The 15,580-nt window shown below is 60.9% G+C and carries 19 protein-coding genes; 13 read left to right on the top strand and 6 right to left on the bottom strand.

Going from position 1 to position 15,580, the window contains the following annotated elements:
• The first annotated feature begins 47 nt into the window (after positions 1-47).
• From AC1DJO_RS00925 to AC1DJO_RS00915, 3 genes are all read left to right on the top strand, one after another.
• Positions 48-938 (top strand): DMT family transporter, encoded by an 891-nt coding sequence (locus tag AC1DJO_RS00925; protein WP_112386343.1) that lies wholly within the window; start codon positions 48-50, stop codon positions 936-938.
• A gap of 482 nt (positions 939-1,420) precedes the next feature.
• Positions 1,421-1,636 carry a cold-shock protein gene (locus tag AC1DJO_RS00920; protein WP_003581120.1) on the top strand — a complete coding sequence of 72 codons (216 nt, stop codon included), beginning with the start codon at positions 1,421-1,423 and terminating at the stop codon, positions 1,634-1,636.
• A 178-nt stretch (positions 1,637-1,814) separates the two neighbouring features.
• A complete protein-coding gene (locus AC1DJO_RS00915) occupies positions 1,815-2,231 on the top strand; it encodes a BA14K family protein (RefSeq protein WP_112386286.1) in 417 nt (138 codons plus the stop codon).
• Between the two features lie 57 nt (positions 2,232-2,288).
• Here AC1DJO_RS00915 and AC1DJO_RS00910 read toward each other — a convergent pair whose 3' ends face one another.
• Entirely contained in the window at positions 2,289-2,933 is a 645-nt protein-coding gene (locus AC1DJO_RS00910) for an MBL fold metallo-hydrolase (RefSeq protein WP_112515761.1), read from the bottom strand.
• Positions 2,934-3,190: 257 nt separating this feature from the next.
• On the opposite strand from AC1DJO_RS00910, the gene AC1DJO_RS00905 reads away from it, so the two are divergent.
• The 5 genes from AC1DJO_RS00905 to AC1DJO_RS00885 all read left to right on the top strand — a co-directional run bounded on the left by AC1DJO_RS00905 (position 3,191) and on the right by AC1DJO_RS00885 (position 7,381).
• Positions 3,191-3,817, top strand: a complete 627-nt coding sequence (locus AC1DJO_RS00905) for a DUF1236 domain-containing protein (protein WP_477968483.1) — start codon at positions 3,191-3,193, stop codon at positions 3,815-3,817.
• Between the two features lie 427 nt (positions 3,818-4,244).
• Complete coding sequence (locus AC1DJO_RS00900) at positions 4,245-4,688, top strand: MarR family winged helix-turn-helix transcriptional regulator (protein WP_112386341.1); 444 nt, start codon at positions 4,245-4,247, stop codon at positions 4,686-4,688.
• Positions 4,689-5,387, top strand: coding sequence for a response regulator (locus AC1DJO_RS00895; RefSeq protein ID WP_112386284.1), 699 nt, complete (start codon positions 4,689-4,691; stop codon positions 5,385-5,387).
• 28 nt (positions 5,388-5,415) lie between these two features.
• Positions 5,416-6,792, top strand: a complete 1,377-nt coding sequence (locus AC1DJO_RS00890) for an ATP-binding protein (protein WP_112386283.1) — start codon at positions 5,416-5,418, stop codon at positions 6,790-6,792.
• Between the two features lie 10 nt (positions 6,793-6,802).
• On the top strand, positions 6,803-7,381 hold the full coding sequence (locus AC1DJO_RS00885) for a DUF1349 domain-containing protein (RefSeq protein ID WP_477968481.1): 579 nt from the start codon (positions 6,803-6,805) through the stop codon (positions 7,379-7,381).
• Between the two features lie 5 nt (positions 7,382-7,386).
• On the opposite strand, the gene AC1DJO_RS00880 is transcribed toward AC1DJO_RS00885, so the two are convergent.
• The 5 genes from AC1DJO_RS00880 to AC1DJO_RS00860 form a co-directional block, all read right to left on the bottom strand.
• Complete coding sequence (locus AC1DJO_RS00880) at positions 7,387-7,842, bottom strand: hypothetical protein (RefSeq protein WP_477968480.1); 456 nt, start codon at positions 7,840-7,842, stop codon at positions 7,387-7,389.
• 164 nt (positions 7,843-8,006) lie between these two features.
• A complete protein-coding gene (locus AC1DJO_RS00875) occupies positions 8,007-8,348 on the bottom strand; it encodes a tRNA-binding protein (RefSeq protein ID WP_112537855.1) in 342 nt (113 codons plus the stop codon).
• An 8-nt stretch (positions 8,349-8,356) separates the two neighbouring features.
• The gene (gene proC / locus AC1DJO_RS00870) at positions 8,357-9,175 is read right to left on the bottom strand and encodes a pyrroline-5-carboxylate reductase (protein WP_477968478.1); all 819 of its coding nucleotides are present in this window, start codon (positions 9,173-9,175) and stop codon (positions 8,357-8,359) included.
• Positions 9,176-9,181: 6 nt separating this feature from the next.
• Complete coding sequence (locus AC1DJO_RS00865) at positions 9,182-9,682, bottom strand: type III secretion system chaperone family protein (RefSeq protein ID WP_112515757.1); 501 nt, start codon at positions 9,680-9,682, stop codon at positions 9,182-9,184.
• Between the two features lie 394 nt (positions 9,683-10,076).
• The gene (locus AC1DJO_RS00860) at positions 10,077-10,337 is read right to left on the bottom strand and encodes an accessory factor UbiK family protein (RefSeq protein ID WP_112386278.1); all 261 of its coding nucleotides are present in this window, start codon (positions 10,335-10,337) and stop codon (positions 10,077-10,079) included.
• Positions 10,338-10,530: 193 nt separating this feature from the next.
• Between AC1DJO_RS00860 and lgt the strand changes: the two genes are divergently transcribed.
• From lgt to AC1DJO_RS00835, 5 genes are all read left to right on the top strand, one after another.
• The gene (gene lgt / locus AC1DJO_RS00855; protein ID WP_477968476.1) at positions 10,531-11,379 is read left to right on the top strand and encodes a prolipoprotein diacylglyceryl transferase; all 849 of its coding nucleotides are present in this window, start codon (positions 10,531-10,533) and stop codon (positions 11,377-11,379) included.
• A gap of 22 nt (positions 11,380-11,401) precedes the next feature.
• Positions 11,402-12,502: a class I SAM-dependent methyltransferase gene (locus tag AC1DJO_RS00850; RefSeq protein WP_477969199.1), complete on the top strand. Its 1,101-nt coding sequence runs from the start codon at positions 11,402-11,404 to the stop codon at positions 12,500-12,502.
• 100 nt (positions 12,503-12,602) lie between these two features.
• A complete protein-coding gene (gene pgeF, locus AC1DJO_RS00845; protein WP_477969197.1) occupies positions 12,603-13,397 on the top strand; it encodes a peptidoglycan editing factor PgeF in 795 nt (264 codons plus the stop codon).
• A gap of 4 nt (positions 13,398-13,401) precedes the next feature.
• A complete protein-coding gene (locus AC1DJO_RS00840; protein WP_477968474.1) occupies positions 13,402-14,553 on the top strand; it encodes a M24 family metallopeptidase in 1,152 nt (383 codons plus the stop codon).
• Between the two features lie 98 nt (positions 14,554-14,651).
• On the top strand, positions 14,652-15,479 hold the full coding sequence (locus AC1DJO_RS00835) for a hypothetical protein (RefSeq protein ID WP_477968472.1): 828 nt from the start codon (positions 14,652-14,654) through the stop codon (positions 15,477-15,479).
• Positions 15,480-15,580 lie beyond the last annotated feature (101 nt).

Raw genomic sequence — 15,580 nt, 5'->3', positions numbered from 1 at the left:
CAACTGCTAACCACGATTTCATCACCCTCCCCGCATCGAGGAATGCCATGACTCGCGTCCAAGCGAACCTGTTGCTGTTGCTTGCGGCCGCCATCTGGGGCGGCGGGTTTGTCGCGCAATCGACGGCGATGGAAGCCATCGGCCCGTTCTGGTTCATCGGCCTGCGTTTCGCAGTTGCCACCGCCGCCGTCCTGCCCTTCGTCTTTCTGGAAAGCCGCAAGGCGAAAGTAAAAACCAGCAAGCGGCAGCTCGGCATCTATCTTGCAATCGGACTGGCGCTCTTCGGCGGCGCCTCGACCCAGCAGATCGGCTTGCAGACCACATCGGTCACCAATTCGAGCTTCATCACCGGCCTCTACGTCGTCTTCGTCCCGGTCATCGCGGTTCTCTTCCTGCGCCGCCCGCCGCACTGGATCATCTGGCCGGCAGCGGCCATGGCGATCGCCGGCATCTTTCTTCTATCGGGCGGCCATCTTTCGGCACTCACGGTCGGAGACGGATTGACGGTGATCTGCGCCGGCTTCTGGGCCATCCAGATCACCCTTGCCGGCATCACCGTCAAGGAGACCGGGCGGCCGCTGGCGCTCTCGGCATCGCAGTTCGCCGTCACCGCGGTCTGCGCCCTCATCGTCGCTGCCATCATCGAGCCGATCAGCCTCGACGCCATCCGCGGCGCAGCACCCGAGATCCTCTATGTTGGTATCTTCTCGTCGGGCGTCGCCTTCGTGCTGCAGGTCATCGGCCAGCGCTACACGACGCCGTCGCAGGCGGCGATCTTCCTGTCTTCGGAAGCTTTGTTCGGTTCGTCGCTGGCCGCCCTCATCCTCGGCGAAACCATTCCGCCTGTCGGCTATATCGGATGCGCGCTGATGTTTACCGCTATGCTTGTGGTCGAGATCGTCCCGGAATTGACCCGCCGCCGCACCCAGCCTGCCTGAAACCGCATCCACTACGCGCACCCTGCCCGATTCGAAATTTTTTTTCGAATGCTCCGATAACCCGCTAGCGTTGTGTTTTTGGGAAAATCTCCTCACAAAATATATTGCAGACGATACAAAACGTTAATCATGCGCGCGCGGGGAGCGATTTTTTGCGTTTTGGCGCAAATAGGATACCCGGCGGGACTGCGCCCCGGACAACACGTTAAAAAACTTTTGCTTGCCAATTCTCAATAATCGCAGCAATCTCGGGGCCTTCGGGCATTTTGCGAGCATGGGAAGTCCTTAAGAAAGTGCGCGCCGGAAACGCTAATATTCCGGTCAGCCAGTCTCAATAAGATGGGGAATAATCCCACCACGAGACAGGCCGAGGTAGAGGGGACCTTTTTCTCGAAATTCAAGAACTGCCTGCCAACGCTCCGGAAGGGGCTTAATTGATGCTGCCCGTGTGGATGGCGGGCAGAGAGAAAAGGACCTGACGCATGGCCGAGACTGGGACTGTGAAATTCTTCAATACTGACAAGGGCTTCGGCTTTATCAAGCCGGACAGGGGTGGCGCGGACATCTTCGTTCACATCTCTGCCGTTCAGGCTTCCGGCTTGGCCGGCCTGACGGAAAATCAGAAGGTAAGCTTCGACACGGAGCCGGACCGCCGCGGCAAGGGACCGAAGGCCGTCAATCTTCAGATTTCCGGCTAAATCCCGAAACAACGCGATCTATTCGAGTGGAAGCCCGGCAGAGATGCCGGGTTTTGTTATTCAGCATCCGTTCAGATAACCGCCACTATCGTCTCATCCTAACGGCGCAGGAACCCGCTGCCGCTTTGAAGAGTTTATAGACAGCACTTCTCGCTGTCTTGGAAAGTAGGACAAGGTCATGAACAAGATCGCAAAGACACTTATTCTGACGGCTGCAGCCGCCGCTCTCAGCCTTTCCGCTGTCAGCGAAGCCTCCGCCGACAGCTGGCGCCGTCACCACAACAACGACGCCCTCGTCGGCGGTGCTGTGGGCCTCGCAACCGGCCTGATTGTTGGCTCGGCAATCGCCAACTCAAACCAGCCGCGCTATTATTACGACGAGCCGCGCTATGCCGAACCGGTCTACGAGCCGGAATATGACGCGCCGGTCTATCGTGCGCCGCCGCCGCGCTATTACCAGCCGGTCCGCGCTGGCCTTGAGCCCTGGACGCCGCAGTGGCAGCGTTATTGCTCGTACCGTTACCGCAGCTTCGACCCGGGCACCGGCACGTTCATCGGCAACGATGGCCGCGAGCATTTCTGCACCGCCGGCTGAGTTCGCAAGCTGTAGCGAATAACGAAGCGCCGCTCATCGAGCGGCGCTTTTGTTTTGTCAGATGCCCTGCAGAAATGGATTGCTGCGCCGCTCGTCGCCGATCCGGCTCCCTGGCCCGTGACCGCAGATGAAGCCGACGTCATCACCCAGTGGCAGCACCTTCTCGCGAATGGACTGAAGCAGTTGCTCGTGATCGCCGCCCGGAAGATCGGTGCGGCCAATCGAGCCGTTGAACAGCACGTCGCCGAGATGGGCGAAGTTTTGCGCACGGTTGAAATAGATGACATGCCCGGGCGCATGGCCCGGCGTGTGATAGACCTCGAATTCGTGGCTGCCGAAGGACACCTTGCCGCCATCTTCGAGCCAGCGATCGGGCTCGACATTCTTCAGCCCCGTTATGCCGTATTTCTGCTGCTGCGTTTCGATCCGCTGCAGCAGCGGCAGGTCATCCTTGTGCGGACCAACGATATCGATACCGAGCGCCGCCTTCAGATCCTTCGCTCCGCCGGCATGGTCGAGATGGCCATGCGTTAGCCAGATTTCCTTGATCTTGAAGCCGTTCTCCTTGATCACCTCCAGGATCGCCGGAACGTCGCCGCCCGGATCGACGATCACACCCTCCTTGGTATCGGGGTCGAAAAGAACCGTACAGTTCTGCTGGAAGGGTGTCACCGGAATGATGCCGGCCTGGAGCATGCCCATGTGTGCCTCTCTTGTTTCAGGCCCTAGCTATAGCCGGAAAGCCGCCTGTTGAAAGCAGCTTTTGCCCAAGCCTCACGCGGCCGCGACAGGTCGTAACAACAATTTACAGCGCAAAAGCAGGCTAAAAATTCCGAGATAATTACATAACATCAATAACTTACGGAAACATCACCCGAAGGTGGAATTAATAGACTGGCCGGTTTTGGAACCGGAAAGTGAACAGTGCGTTTCCAGCCCAGCAAAAAGGAGAAATGGAAATGACCATGACGAGAAACCTTTTCCTGGCAGGCGCCGTGCTTGCCGCAAGCGCTCGCTTTGCCAATGCGGAAATGGCCGCCACGGCCATCAACGATCTCAACGTCCGCGCCGGCCCCGGCCCTCAATACCCATCTGTCGGCATCGCAACCCGCGGTTCTTCCGCCTATCTCGATGGCTGTATCGAGGGTAGCCGCTGGTGCCGCGTCGATGTGAACGGTGTTCGCGGCTGGGTCTATGCCGATTATCTGCAGGTCGAGCGCGAAGGCACGCCTGTCGTCGTACAGCAGAACCAGACAACGCTTGGCGTGCCCGTCGTTACCTACGAAAGCACATCGAGCGTGGTTGCCACAGATCCGCAGCCTGTCGATCCGCAGCCCGGTGACGAACTGATTGGTCCGGTCGGATCGGTTGAGGAAGTCACGCCGCCGGAGATGGTCCGCACCTATATCGACACCAATCCCGGTCAGACTGTCGAGCTTGGCGGTCAGGTGGTCGTCGGTGCCGAAGTGCCCGGTGACGTGACCTTTCAGGAGATTCCGGACTATCAGTACCGCTATACGCGGATCAACGACCGGCCCGTCCTGGTTGATCCCGGCACGCGCCGCATCGTCTACGTCTACCAGTAAGACCGGCCAGACGTTCCGCAATGAAACAGAAAAGGCGGCCGCCTGGCCGCCTTTTTGCATTTCTGTGGACAAGTTACTCCGTAAAGGTTGCCGCAGGTGTGAACAGGAGAGTGCAGCTGCAGTCTATCCTCCGGCGGCGCATGCCATCCCTTGTTGATTGTTGTCCCATTTGCGTTTTATCGACTGACGCCGCCGGGAAAATATGCCTTGTATTGGGAAGCGGAGATCGGCCGGCTTCGAAAGAGGCGGGTCGAGGCCGATACTCTGCAAAGTCCGGGGGAACTGTCGGCAGCATAGATTTGCATCGGATAATGCTGAGCCGTTGTCTGTGCGCATTTCCCGGAACGCATTGGATGAGAAAGGAAATGACGTGCCGGCAAGACAGACAGGCCAGAAAACAGGCAAGCCTGAACCGTTGGCCACGCCGATGGAAAATACCGGCATCATCGACTTCGAGATTATCGAGCTGTTCTTCTTCGCCTACCGCGATTTCGTCTCCGATCCGGACGCGATCCTCGAAACCAGCGGCTTCGGCCGGGCGCATCACCGGGTGGTACACTTTGTTAACCGTGAACCCGGCATGACCGTTGCCGATCTTCTGGATACATTGAAGATTACCAAGCAGAGCCTCGCTCGAGTGCTCAAACAGCTGATCGATTCTGGATACATCAGGCAAGTCGCAGGCCCGGAAGACCGGCGCCAGCGCAAACTCTATCCGACAAAGACCGGGCGCGAACTGGCGCTTGCTCTGGCGGAGCCGCAATCGCGCCGCATTGAGAGGGCATTCGACAATGCTTCTCTTGAGACGCGCGAGAGCGTGAAGGCATTTCTGAGGGGCATGCGGGACAGGCAAACATCGAAAGCGGACTGAATGACGGGAAAGACAATCATTTCAGATGATGCAGCGCATTTGCTTGTCGTCGACGACGACACACGCATCCGGGCGCTGTTGAACCGTTACCTGACCGAGAACGGCTTCAGGGTAACCGTGGCGGCAGATGGCGCCGAGGCGCAGCGCAAGCTTGCCGGCCTCGACTTCGACCTGATCATCATGGACGTGATGATGCCGGGAGAGTCGGGCATCGACGTCACTCGCGGATTGCGGGCGATCAAGAACGTTCCGATCATCATGCTGACAGCGCTGGCAGAGTCGGACAATCGCATCGCCGGGCTTGAGGCCGGCGCCGACGATTATCTGTCGAAGCCTTTCGATCCGCGCGAGCTGGTGCTGCGCGTCAACAACATCCTTCGCCGCAACGCCTCCGATGCGCCGAAGATCGAGCAGATCATGTTCGGGCCCTACACCTTCTCGCTGACTCGCAAGGAGCTGAAGAAGGCGGCGGAAGTCATCCGCCTGACCGATCGCGAGCAGGAAATCATGCTGCTCTTCGCCAAGCGCGCCGGCGACACCATTCCGCGCCACGAACTGATCGGCGACGATGTCGAGGTTGGAGAACGTACCATCGACGTCCAGATCAACCGTCTGCGCCGCAAGATCGAGGACGATCCGGCGAACCCTGTCTGGCTGCAGACGGTTCGTGGTATAGGATACAGGCTGAGTATCGATTGAAGCTCCGGACGTCAGGATCGCAACTGAGATGGTGACTTTCGAAAGCCTGCGGCGCGAAGAGCGCTTGCCCGCCACCGGCTGGAAGTGGTTCGCGCGCTTTCTGCGCCGCCGCCTCCCCACGGGCATCTACGTCCGCTCGTTGCTGATCATCATCATGCCGATGCTGCTGTTGCAGTCGGTGGTCGCCGCGGTGTTCATGGAACGCCACTGGCAGATGGTGACGCAGCGCCTTTCGATGGCCGTCACCCAGGATATTGCCGCGATCATCCAGATCATCGACACCTATCCGCAGGACGCCGACTATACCGCGATCACGCGGATCGCCCGCGAGCAGATGAAGCTGCAGATTTCGGTCGAGCCTGATGGCGACCTGCCCCCGCCGCGCGAAAAACCGTTCTTCTCGATCCTTGACGGCATCCTGTCCGATGAGCTCACCGACCAGATCAAGCGGCCCTTCTGGCTCGATACGCTCGGCGATTCCAATCTCGTCGAAATCCGCATCAAGCTGGACGGCAAAATCCTGCGGGTTCTGACCAAGCGCAATCAGACATACGCCTCGAACACTCACATCTTCATCGTCTGGATGGTCGGCGCCTCCCTGGTGCTGATCGGCGTCTCCATCCTCTTCCTGCGCGGCCAGATTCGGCCGATCCAGGCGTTGGCCGCCGCCGCGGAAAGCTTCGGCAAGGGCCAGAAGGCCGAGAACTTCTATCCGCGCGGCGCGGACGAGGTCCGCCGCGCCGGCCTTGCCTTCATCCTGATGCGCGAGCGCATAGAGCGGCAGATGGAGCAGCGCACCGCCATGCTGACGGGCGTCAGCCACGACCTGCGCACCATCCTCACCCGCTTCAAGCTGCAGCTGGCGCTCGCTGGCAACAATCCCGACCTGCAGGGCATGGCCGACGACGTCAACGACATGCAGTCGATGCTCGAGGCCTATATGGCTTTCGCCCGCACCGAGGTGGAGGAAGATGTCGGCGAGCTGAAGCTCAGCGAGATCATGGAACGGATCGAGGCCGACTTCTCGCTCCACGAAAAGGCCCTCACCTATTCCATCGAAGGCGACGACGAGATTTCCGTCCGCCCGAACGCCTTCACCCGGTTGGTCATGAACCTCGCCTCGAATGCACGCCGCTACGCCAGCTCCTTGAATATCGAGGCCAAGCACAGCGCCAAGTGGCTGACACTGACGTTCGACGACGACGGCCCCGGCATACCCGAGAAGAACCGCGAAGACGTCTTCAAGCCGTTCTTCCGCCTCGACGAAGCCCGCAACCTCGACGATTCGGGCACCGGCCTCGGCCTCGCCATCGCCCGCGACATCGCCCGCAGCCACGGCGGCAACGTGACGCTCGGCGACAGCCCGTTGGGTGGCCTGCGCGCCATCATCCGCGTTCCCGCGTGAGTGCCCCGCAATGACCGCTTTCAACCAGATGACCTGGCTCAACCCGCCTGTTTCAGCAGATGTCCGCGACGGCGCGCTGCAGGTGCGTTCCGGCGAGAAGACAGATTTCTGGCAAGGCACCTATTACGGGTTCCACCGCGACGACGGGCATTTCCTGCATCAGCAGCGTAAGGGCGATTTCACCGCCGAGGTGAGCTTCTCCGGCCGCTACGAGGCGCTTTATGACCAGGCGGGGCTGATGATCCGCGCCGACGAGAAGCGCTGGATGAAATGCGGGATCGAATATACCGACGGCGCGATGCATTTCAGCACCGTCGTCACCAACACTCATTCCGACTGGTCCGCCTTCCGCATCGACCACGTCTTCGACGTCATGTCCGTCCGCGTCACCCGCAACGGCGACGCGCTGTTCATTCAGTACCGCACGGATGTGATGACCGAATGGCGCATGGCGCGCCTCGCCTGGTTCGACCCATCGATAGAGGACTTGCAGGTCGGTCCCGCGTTCTGCTCACCGCAACGCGCCGGCTTCGAGGCGACGTTCCATTCCTTCGCGCTGACCGACCCGGTCTCGCGCGATATCCATTGAGCCGCTTAACTGCTCACATATTTATGGATCAGCGAATTGATCAGCGTCTGATACGGAATGCCTTCCTGCATCGCGCGGGATTTTAGCCGCACGAGATCCGCCCGCGAAACACGAAGCGAGATTTTCTCCCGCTCGTCGTTCATCGTCGCCCGCGCCATCGTCTCGATTTCCTTACGCCGCTCATCGGTCAGGCCGCTGACCAGCGCGGTATCCGATGCCTCAAAGAGTTCGATGAACTCTTCTTCCTCGTCGTCGAGAAAGGCTCCGACCTTAGGTTTTTTTGCCATCGTCATCACCACCCGTGTACCGCTTCTTGAGAAGACGGCTTGGAAATGCCGTCTTGAGAAACAGCGTGCCATCAGCCTGCTGAACGTATGGAACGCCATAGACATAACCGTTGCAGAAAACGACGAGGACACGTTGCCCAGGATAACGATCAGCTTTTGGGTGAGCCACGTCATCAAGTAGCCCACCCTGGTCGATGGCTGCCACGATATCTTCGAAGCAGATACCACGATCAGGATGCGCTTTGAGCTGATTGTTCTTCTCGACGCTCCACGCCAGCTTCATAGAGCAAGCATTGTATAGACAGAGTATGCCGTGTCAAATCGCCCGAAACCCGGCGCTACATCAGCTTCTTGCCGTTTGGCACCGGCTTGTCCGTTGCCGCGAGCACGATCGCGCCTGCTTCGTCTTCAAAGCCAAGCGTCAGCACTTCCGAGCGGAACGGGCCGATCTGGCGTGGCGGGAAGTTGACGACGCCGAGGACCTGGCGGCCGACGAGGTTGTCGAGATCGTAGTGGACGGTGATCTGCGCCGAGGATTTCTTGACGCCGATCTCGGGGCCGAAATCGATCAGCAGCTTGATCGCCGGCTTGCGCGCCTCCGGAAATGGCGAGGCTTCAATGACGGTGCCGACGCGGATATCGACGCGTTCGAAATCGGCATAGGTTATCTCGTCAGCCATGATCTGCCTCAGCCTGCCAGTTCCTGCGCACGCGTGCGCGCTGCCTCGAGAGCTTCGTCGAACAGCGGCTGCATCCCCTTCTCCGCCATCAGCACGGCAAGAGCCGCGGCAGTGGTGCCGCCTGGAGACGTAACATTCTGGCGAAGCTTGGAAGCGTCGTCGGGGGACTGGTGGAGAAGTTCACCAGCCCCCGCGACCGTTTCCCGTGCAAGACGCATGGCCAGGTCCGCCTGCAGGCCAAGTTTACGGCCTGCCTCAGCCATGCACTCGACGAGATAAAACACGTAAGCAGGGCCGCTGCCCGACAAGGCCGTAACGGAATCGATGTCGGACTCGGCCGGAACCCACTCAACTGGACCGGATACGCGAAGAAGAGAATGAACGCGGTCGCGCTGTTCGGCGCTGACCTTTGAATTGGCGAAGGCGCCGGTCACGCCGCGGCCGACCATGGCGGGCGTATTCGGCATGGCGCGAACCATGGCCGCTTCGCCGAGATGCTTTTCGAGGAAGCCGAGCGTCTTGCCAGCCGCGACCGAAACCACGACCGTGTTCGGCCCGACCGTCTTCTTCACTGGCGGCAGAACCGCTTGCATCACCTGCGGCTTGACCGCGATGAACAGGACGCCGGCCTTCAGACCATCCGGAGCCGCCGTCACATGCGTGGCACCGGCATCGGAGATCGTCTTCATCATCGCCGGCGACGGACCGGGATCGACGACGACCACGGAGGAACCGGGTACGCCGTTCTTCAGCCAGCCGGAGAGCATCGCGCCCCCCATATTGCCGGCGCCAATGAGAACGATGGGATCAGAAGACAGGGTGGACATGAGGAATTACGCTTCGCCGACAGTTTCGAACAGAACGGCTTCCATCGCCTTGGCGGCATCGAGGCCGGACCAGATGACGAACTGGAATGCCTGATAATAGACTTCGCAGGTATCGAGCGCGCTGGAAAGCAGCACTTCGACCTGACGGTTGGTGGGCTCGGCGCCACCTGCCAGCAGCAGCGACTGACGGAAGATCACTACGTCTTCCTGGCGCCACAGGTCGAAATGGCCCATCAGCACCTGGCCGTTGATCGCCGCCAGCAGCTTGGTGACCTCGTTGACCCGATTTTCCGGCACCTTGATGTCGAAGGCGCAGCCGAGATGCAGGGCTTCGAACTCCTCCATCCAGGAAAAGGAGATGTGGTAATCGGCCCACTTCCCCTCGACCGTCATCGCGATCTCGTCCTCGCCTGACCGTTCAAATGCCCAGTCATTATTGGCGGCGACGTACTCGATCATATCGACCGGGTTCGACTGACGCTCGAATTCAATTTCCATCAGGCTCATGCAGCACCTTCTTGACCGGGAATGAATGCGACTGACTTGGGTCTACAAAACACAAGCAAAGCACACGCAAATACCGGAACACCATTTCGATGACCCTTGAACCGCAACCCAGACTTAACGCAGGAAACCTGCCTGGAGCTTACCGCCGTCCGGTTCGAATCATCATTTAAAATCAGTGTATAATCAGACCGGCGACAAGCCAGCCCCCGACCGGGCTATTTCCCGAAAGGTACTGTGGACAGCTTCTCGAAATCAGATTCAGGAGGGGGAGATAAGCGACTCTGCCCATTGGCTTTTTTGGCAGTGTCCACAGGTGGATAAACCCACCCGATTTTCTGTCTGAGATGCGGCGTGTCGCAAAAGCGCCACACCACATCTTGTAGCAAAACGGGAATTATTTCTTCTTTGCGGCGAGTTGCGCCTCAAGCGCTGCGACTCGTGCCAGCAGCGCATCGTTTTCGTCGCGCGCCTTGATGGCCATCTCGCGCACGGCTTCGAATTCCTCGCGCTTGACGACGTCCATGCTGTTCAGCCAGCGCTCGGCCTGAGCGCTGAAGGCCGTCTCGACCTCCTTGCGCACGCCCTGGGCGGCGCCGGCTGCGTCGGTCATCAACTTTGCGAATTCGTCCATGATGCGGTTTGTTCCAGTCGTCATGGCAGTCTTCTCCTTCGCGCGACAAGTTTCTTCAGGCCCGTGGCCTCTGAAAATGGAGGTAGGGCTTCGCCGTTAAGGATGCAAGCGCTTTGCTCTGGATAAGAGCCCGCCTCGCCCTGCCCTGCCTCACAATCGACTTGACCGCCTCGTATCGCAACGCCATGTTCCGCGCACATCAACGGGTGGGAAAGCTTTGCCGACTGCAGCCAATCTTATGGCAATCATGCCGTTTCCGGATATAGATCCGATCGCCTTCTCGATCGGCCCGCTCGCCATCCACTGGTATGGCCTGGCCTATGTCGTCGGCATCATGCTCGGCTGGTCCTACGCGCGGCGCATCGCCGGCAATGACAGCCTGTGGCCGGGCAATGCTTCGCCGATCACCAAGGCGCAGCTCGACGATTTCGTTGTCTGGGCCGCCCTCGGCATCGTTCTCGGCGGCCGCATCGGCTACATCCTCTTCTACGATATGCCGGCGGTAATCGAGAGCCCGATCCGCGCCATCCAGATCTGGAACGGCGGCATGTCCTTCCATGGCGGTATCATCGGCACGACGATCGCCATGATCCTGTTTGCCCGCAAGAACAGCATTCCGATCTGGAGCCTGTTCGATATCGTCGCCGGTGTCGTTCCGATCGGCCTGTTCTTCGGCCGCATCGCCAATTTCATCAACGGCGAGCTCTGGGGCCGTCTCGCCGATGTGCCCTGGGCCGTCGTCTTCCCGAGCGGTGGTCCCTTTGCCCGCCATCCGAGCCAGCTCTATGAAGCGGGCCTTGAGGGCATCGTGCTTCTCTCCGTTCTGGCGCTTCTGATCTACGGCTTCCGCGCCCTGAAATCGCCGGGCCTCATTTCCGGCGTCTTCGTCTGCGGCTATGCACTGTCGCGTATCTTGGTGGAATTCTTCCGCGAGCCGGATGCGCAGCTTGGCTACCTGCTCGGCACCGGCTGGCTGACCATGGGGATGGTGCTGTCCTTACCGATGATCCTGCTTGGCCTCTGGGCGATCATGCGCGCCCGCCGCCAGGTCGCGCTGCAGAACTGAACGCAGACCGGACGTGACCACCATGACCACCGCACTCGGTGAAAAGATCAAGGCGATCATCCAGGCGAACGGCCCGATCAGCGTGACCGATTACTTCTCGCTGTGCCTCGCTGACCCCGAACACGGCTATTACCGTGTCCGCGAACCCTTCGGCCGTTCCGGCGATTTTGTCACCGCCCCCGAAGTCAGCCAGCTCTTCGGCGAGATGATCGGCGTCTTCATCGTTCACGCCTGGCAGCAGCATGGCACGCCGGCAGGTGTCCGCCTCGTCGAGATCGGCCCCGGCCGCGGCACCATGATGTCGGACATGCTGCGCGTCATCGCCCGCCTCGCCCCGCCGCTCTTCGAAAACATGAGCGTGCATCTGGTCGAGACCAGCGAGCGGCTGCGCGACGTCCAGAGCCAGACGCTCGAGGCTCATGATGGCAAGATCACCTGGCACAATGATTTCGACGAAGTCCCTGATGGATTCACGCTGATTGCTGCCAACGAACTCTTCGACGCCATCCCGATCCGCCAGTTCGTCAAGACACCGACCGGTTTCCGTGAACGCATGGTCGGCCTCGACGCAGAGGGTGAGCTGACATTTTCCGCCGGTGTTGCGGGCATCGATCCGGCGCTGCTGCCGGATGGCGCGCAGACCATGCCTGCAGGCACGCTGTTCGAGTTCTCGCCGGCCCGCCAGTCGGTGATGATCGCCATCTGCGAGCGCCTCAAGGCCTTCGGCGGCACAGCGCTCGCCATCGACTACGGCCACCTCGTCAGCGGATTCGGCGATACGCTGCAGGCTGTGCGCATGCACGAATTCGACGCGCCGCTCGCCAATCCCGGCGAAGCGGATCTCACCAGCCATGTGGATTTCGAACATCTGGCCAGAACCGCCGTTGCGGCGGGATTGCATCTGAACGGTGCGCTGCATCAGGGCGACCTCCTCGTCGGCCTCGGCATTCTCGATCGTGCCAGCGCTCTTGGGCGCGACCGCGAGCCGCGGACCCAGCAGATCATCCAGAGCGCCGTCGACCGACTGGCAGGTTCGGGTGAAGGCCGCATGGGCGAACTTTTCAAGGCGATGGCAGTCTCCTATCCGGCCGTCGATCTCATGCCTTTCCGCCCGGTGGATTGACAGAGCGCGCCGCCCTGCGCCAACATCCGGCGCAATCGACAATGCTTCACCGGACGATCCGGTGAACAATGACCCCGTTCTAAACATCCCGGAATCGCTGATGCAAAACGCGGCTTCACCCGCACCGATCGAAAGCGCGCTGCTGAAACAGGCTGCGAACGACGCGATCATTCATGGCTACTTCACCCGGCAGGGCGGCGTCTCCGAAGGTCTCTACCGCGGCCTCAATGTCGGCCTCGGATCGAACGACAACCGCGACCATGTCAACGAGAACCGCCGCCGCGTCGCCGCCTGGTTCGGCCAGCCGCTGGAGAAGCTGGCGACCGTCCATCAGGTCCATTCGCCCGACGCCGTGACCGTCGATGGAAATTACGATGGCGATCGCCCGCAGGCCGACGCGCTGGTGACGGCCACGCCCGGCATCGTCCTCGGCGTGCTGGCTGCCGATTGCGGCCCCATCCTGTTTGCCGATCCCGAAAACCGCGTTATCGGCGCAGCCCATGCAGGCTGGAAGGGTGCGCTGACCGGCGTGCTCGAAAACACGATCATTGCCATGGAGAAACTCGGCGCCCGGCGCGAGGCGATCGTCGCCTGCCTCGGACCCTCGATCAGCCAGGCGAGCTATGAAGTCGGTCCGGAATTCGTCGATCGCTTCGTCACGCAGGATCCTGCTTACGCGCAATATTTCATTCCGTCGGCAAAGCCCGGTCATTCGATGTTCGACCTGCCTGCCTTGACGGTCGGCCGGTTGAAGAAGGCCGGTGTGCGCGCCGAAAGCGTCGGCCTCTGCACCTATCCGGACAGCGAGCGCTTCTTCTCGTACCGCCGCACCACCCATAACAACGAGCCGGATTACGGCCGCCAGATTTCAGCGATCAGCATCAGGGAGATTTGAGACAATGGCACTGCACTTCGAACGGAGCGAATTCGCCAGCCGCCTTGCCCGCGTCACCGAGCAGATGCGCGAGGAAAAGCTGGACGCCCTGCTGATCTTCGCCCAGGAAAGCATGTACTGGCTGACCGGCTATGACACCTTCGGCTACTGCTTCTTCCAGACGCTGGTGGTCAAGGCGGATGGCACGATGGCGCTGATCACCCGCTCGGCAGACCTTCGCCAAGCCAAGCACACCTCGATCCTGGAAGACGTCCATGTCTGGGTCGATCGCGTCAACGCCGATCCGACCGTCGATCTCAAGAACCTGCTTGTCGAAATGGATCTGCTCGGCGCCCGCATCGGCATCGAATACGACACCCATGGGATGACCGGCCGCGTCGCCCGCCTGCTCGATGCCCAGCTTTCGAGCTTCGGCCAGATCATCGATGCCTCCTATCTCGTCAGCCGCCTGCGCCTGATCAAGAGCCCGGCAGAAGTCGCCTATGTCGAGCGCGCCGCAGCCCTCGCCGACGATGCCTTGGATCAGGCAATCCGGCTCACCAAGGCCGGCGCCGACGAAGCCGACATTCTCGCGGCCATGCAGGGTGCCGTCTTCAGCGGCGGCGGCGACTATCCGGCCAACGAATATATCATCGGCTCCGGCGCCGACGCCCTGCTCTGCCGCTACAAGGCCGGCCGCCGCAAGCTCGATGCCAATGACCAGCTGACCATCGAATGGGCAGGCACCTACGCGCACTACCACGTGGCGATGATGCGCACGATCGTCGTCGGCGAACCGACGCACCGTCACCGCGAGCTGTTCAGCGCCTGCCTCGAAAACCTGCAGGCGATCGAAACGGTGCTGACGCCCGGCCACACCTTCGGCGACGTGTTCGACATGCATGCGAAGATCATGGACGAGCGCGGCCTTGCCCGCCACCGCCTGAACGCCTGCGGCTATTCGCTCGGCGCCCGCTTCTCGCCGTCCTGGATGGAGCACCAGATGTTCCATGTCGGCAATCCGCAGCCGATCGAGCCCAACATGTCGCTCTTCGTGCACATGATCATCGCCGATTCCGACAGCGGAACCGCGATGACGCTCGGCCAGACCTATCTGACGACATCGGGTGCACCACGGGCGCTTTCGCGCCACGGACTGGATTTCCTCGGCGCCTGAGAGACTTCACCGGCAAGAATCCGGAATTGACACAAGACCATCCCCGCCCGCATAAACTGGGCGGGGCTGATGCGAATGACGGAAGGAAAGCTGGAAGGATGACGCGATCGCTGACTGCGCCAGCACTTCTTGCATGCCTCGCCAGCCTGCTTGCCGCCTGCAATACGACCGATGCGATGACGCCGCTCGTCGATATCGGCGATTCCTCCGTGGCGCCGCGCTCCTCGCCGGTGAGCCAGCGCGAAGTCGAGCGCATGGCCGGGTCGCAATCCCGCCAGGCCTTCGCCGCGGAGCCACCGGAAGGCTATCACCCCGCCTATAATCAAGCCTACCGCCCCGGCCCCGGCGCGCCACCGACATCCATGCAGGCGCAGGCTGACGCCCTTTCTGCACAGGCGCCACAAAGCTATCGCGCGCCCGAGGCCATCGAGAGCGAGCCGCTTTCCAACGCCGAAGCCGAAGAGCAGGACATGGGCGACCAGGCGCCGCCGCCGCGCCGGCAGCGTCAGGAGACGCAACAGGTGGCCGCCATCGATCCGGTGGAGTCGGGCTCGACCCGGGGCAACACCGTGCGCTTCCTGCCGATCATCGGCGCGCCCGTTCAGGCCGTCACGCCCCTCTCGCGCCAGCTCGGCTCGGAAGCCCGCTCGCACGGCCTAGCGATCAAGAGTTCCACCGATAACAGCAGCGACTACATCCTGAAGGGCTATCTCTCGGCCTTCACCGATGAAGGCAATGTCACCGTCACCTATGTCTGGGATGTTCTCGACAGCAGCGGCGGCCGCCTGCACCGCATTCAAGGCGAAGAGAAGGTCCCCTCCGCCGCTCAGGACCCTTGGGCCGGCGTCCCCGCCTCGGTCATGCAGCAGATCGGCACCAAAACCATCGCCGAATTCAACGTCTGGCGCCAATCTCAGGGCGGTTAGCAACAGGGTTTTGATAAATATCAAGCCCTGTGTCGCCTTTGCGCTTGCATTCAGAAGCAAGCTGGCTAAAAAGCGCGGCTATCAGCAGACAATAGGCGGGC

This window comes from Rhizobium sp. 05N430, assembly GCF_056396985.1.
The sequence above is the reverse complement of the archived record's forward strand: the minus strand, read 5'-3'. Positions and strand labels throughout refer to the sequence as shown.

Bases quoted from the DNA above. Each gene is read 5' to 3' on its own strand.
- AC1DJO_RS00865 (WP_112515757.1), bottom strand. From the start codon at position 9,682: ATGAGCCTGATGGAAATTGAATTCGAGCGTCAGTCGAACCCGGTCGAT.
- AC1DJO_RS00860 (WP_112386278.1), bottom strand. From the start codon at position 10,337: ATGACGACTGGAACAAACCGCATCATGGACGAATTCGCAAAGTTGATG.
- AC1DJO_RS00875 (WP_112537855.1), bottom strand. From the start codon at position 8,348: ATGGCTGACGAGATAACCTATGCCGATTTCGAACGCGTCGATATCCGC.
- AC1DJO_RS00905 (WP_477968483.1), top strand. From the start codon at position 3,191: ATGACCATGACGAGAAACCTTTTCCTGGCAGGCGCCGTGCTTGCCGCA.
- AC1DJO_RS00890 (WP_112386283.1), top strand. From the start codon at position 5,416: ATGGTGACTTTCGAAAGCCTGCGGCGCGAAGAGCGCTTGCCCGCCACC.
- AC1DJO_RS00850 (WP_477969199.1), top strand. From the start codon at position 11,402: ATGACCACCGCACTCGGTGAAAAGATCAAGGCGATCATCCAGGCGAAC.
- AC1DJO_RS00885 (WP_477968481.1), top strand. From the start codon at position 6,803: ATGACCGCTTTCAACCAGATGACCTGGCTCAACCCGCCTGTTTCAGCA.
- AC1DJO_RS00900 (WP_112386341.1), top strand. From the start codon at position 4,245: ATGGAAAATACCGGCATCATCGACTTCGAGATTATCGAGCTGTTCTTC.
- pgeF (WP_477969197.1), top strand. From the start codon at position 12,603: ATGCAAAACGCGGCTTCACCCGCACCGATCGAAAGCGCGCTGCTGAAA.
- AC1DJO_RS00915 (WP_112386286.1), top strand. From the start codon at position 1,815: ATGAACAAGATCGCAAAGACACTTATTCTGACGGCTGCAGCCGCCGCT.
- AC1DJO_RS00895 (WP_112386284.1), top strand. From the start codon at position 4,689: ATGACGGGAAAGACAATCATTTCAGATGATGCAGCGCATTTGCTTGTC.
- AC1DJO_RS00880 (WP_477968480.1), bottom strand. From the start codon at position 7,842: ATGACGTGGCTCACCCAAAAGCTGATCGTTATCCTGGGCAACGTGTCC.
- AC1DJO_RS00835 (WP_477968472.1), top strand. From the start codon at position 14,652: ATGACGCGATCGCTGACTGCGCCAGCACTTCTTGCATGCCTCGCCAGC.
- AC1DJO_RS00840 (WP_477968474.1), top strand. From the start codon at position 13,402: ATGGCACTGCACTTCGAACGGAGCGAATTCGCCAGCCGCCTTGCCCGC.
- AC1DJO_RS00920 (WP_003581120.1), top strand. From the start codon at position 1,421: ATGGCCGAGACTGGGACTGTGAAATTCTTCAATACTGACAAGGGCTTC.
- AC1DJO_RS00925 (WP_112386343.1), top strand. From the start codon at position 48: ATGACTCGCGTCCAAGCGAACCTGTTGCTGTTGCTTGCGGCCGCCATC.
- AC1DJO_RS00910 (WP_112515761.1), bottom strand. From the start codon at position 2,933: ATGGGCATGCTCCAGGCCGGCATCATTCCGGTGACACCCTTCCAGCAG.
- proC (WP_477968478.1), bottom strand. From the start codon at position 9,175: ATGTCCACCCTGTCTTCTGATCCCATCGTTCTCATTGGCGCCGGCAAT.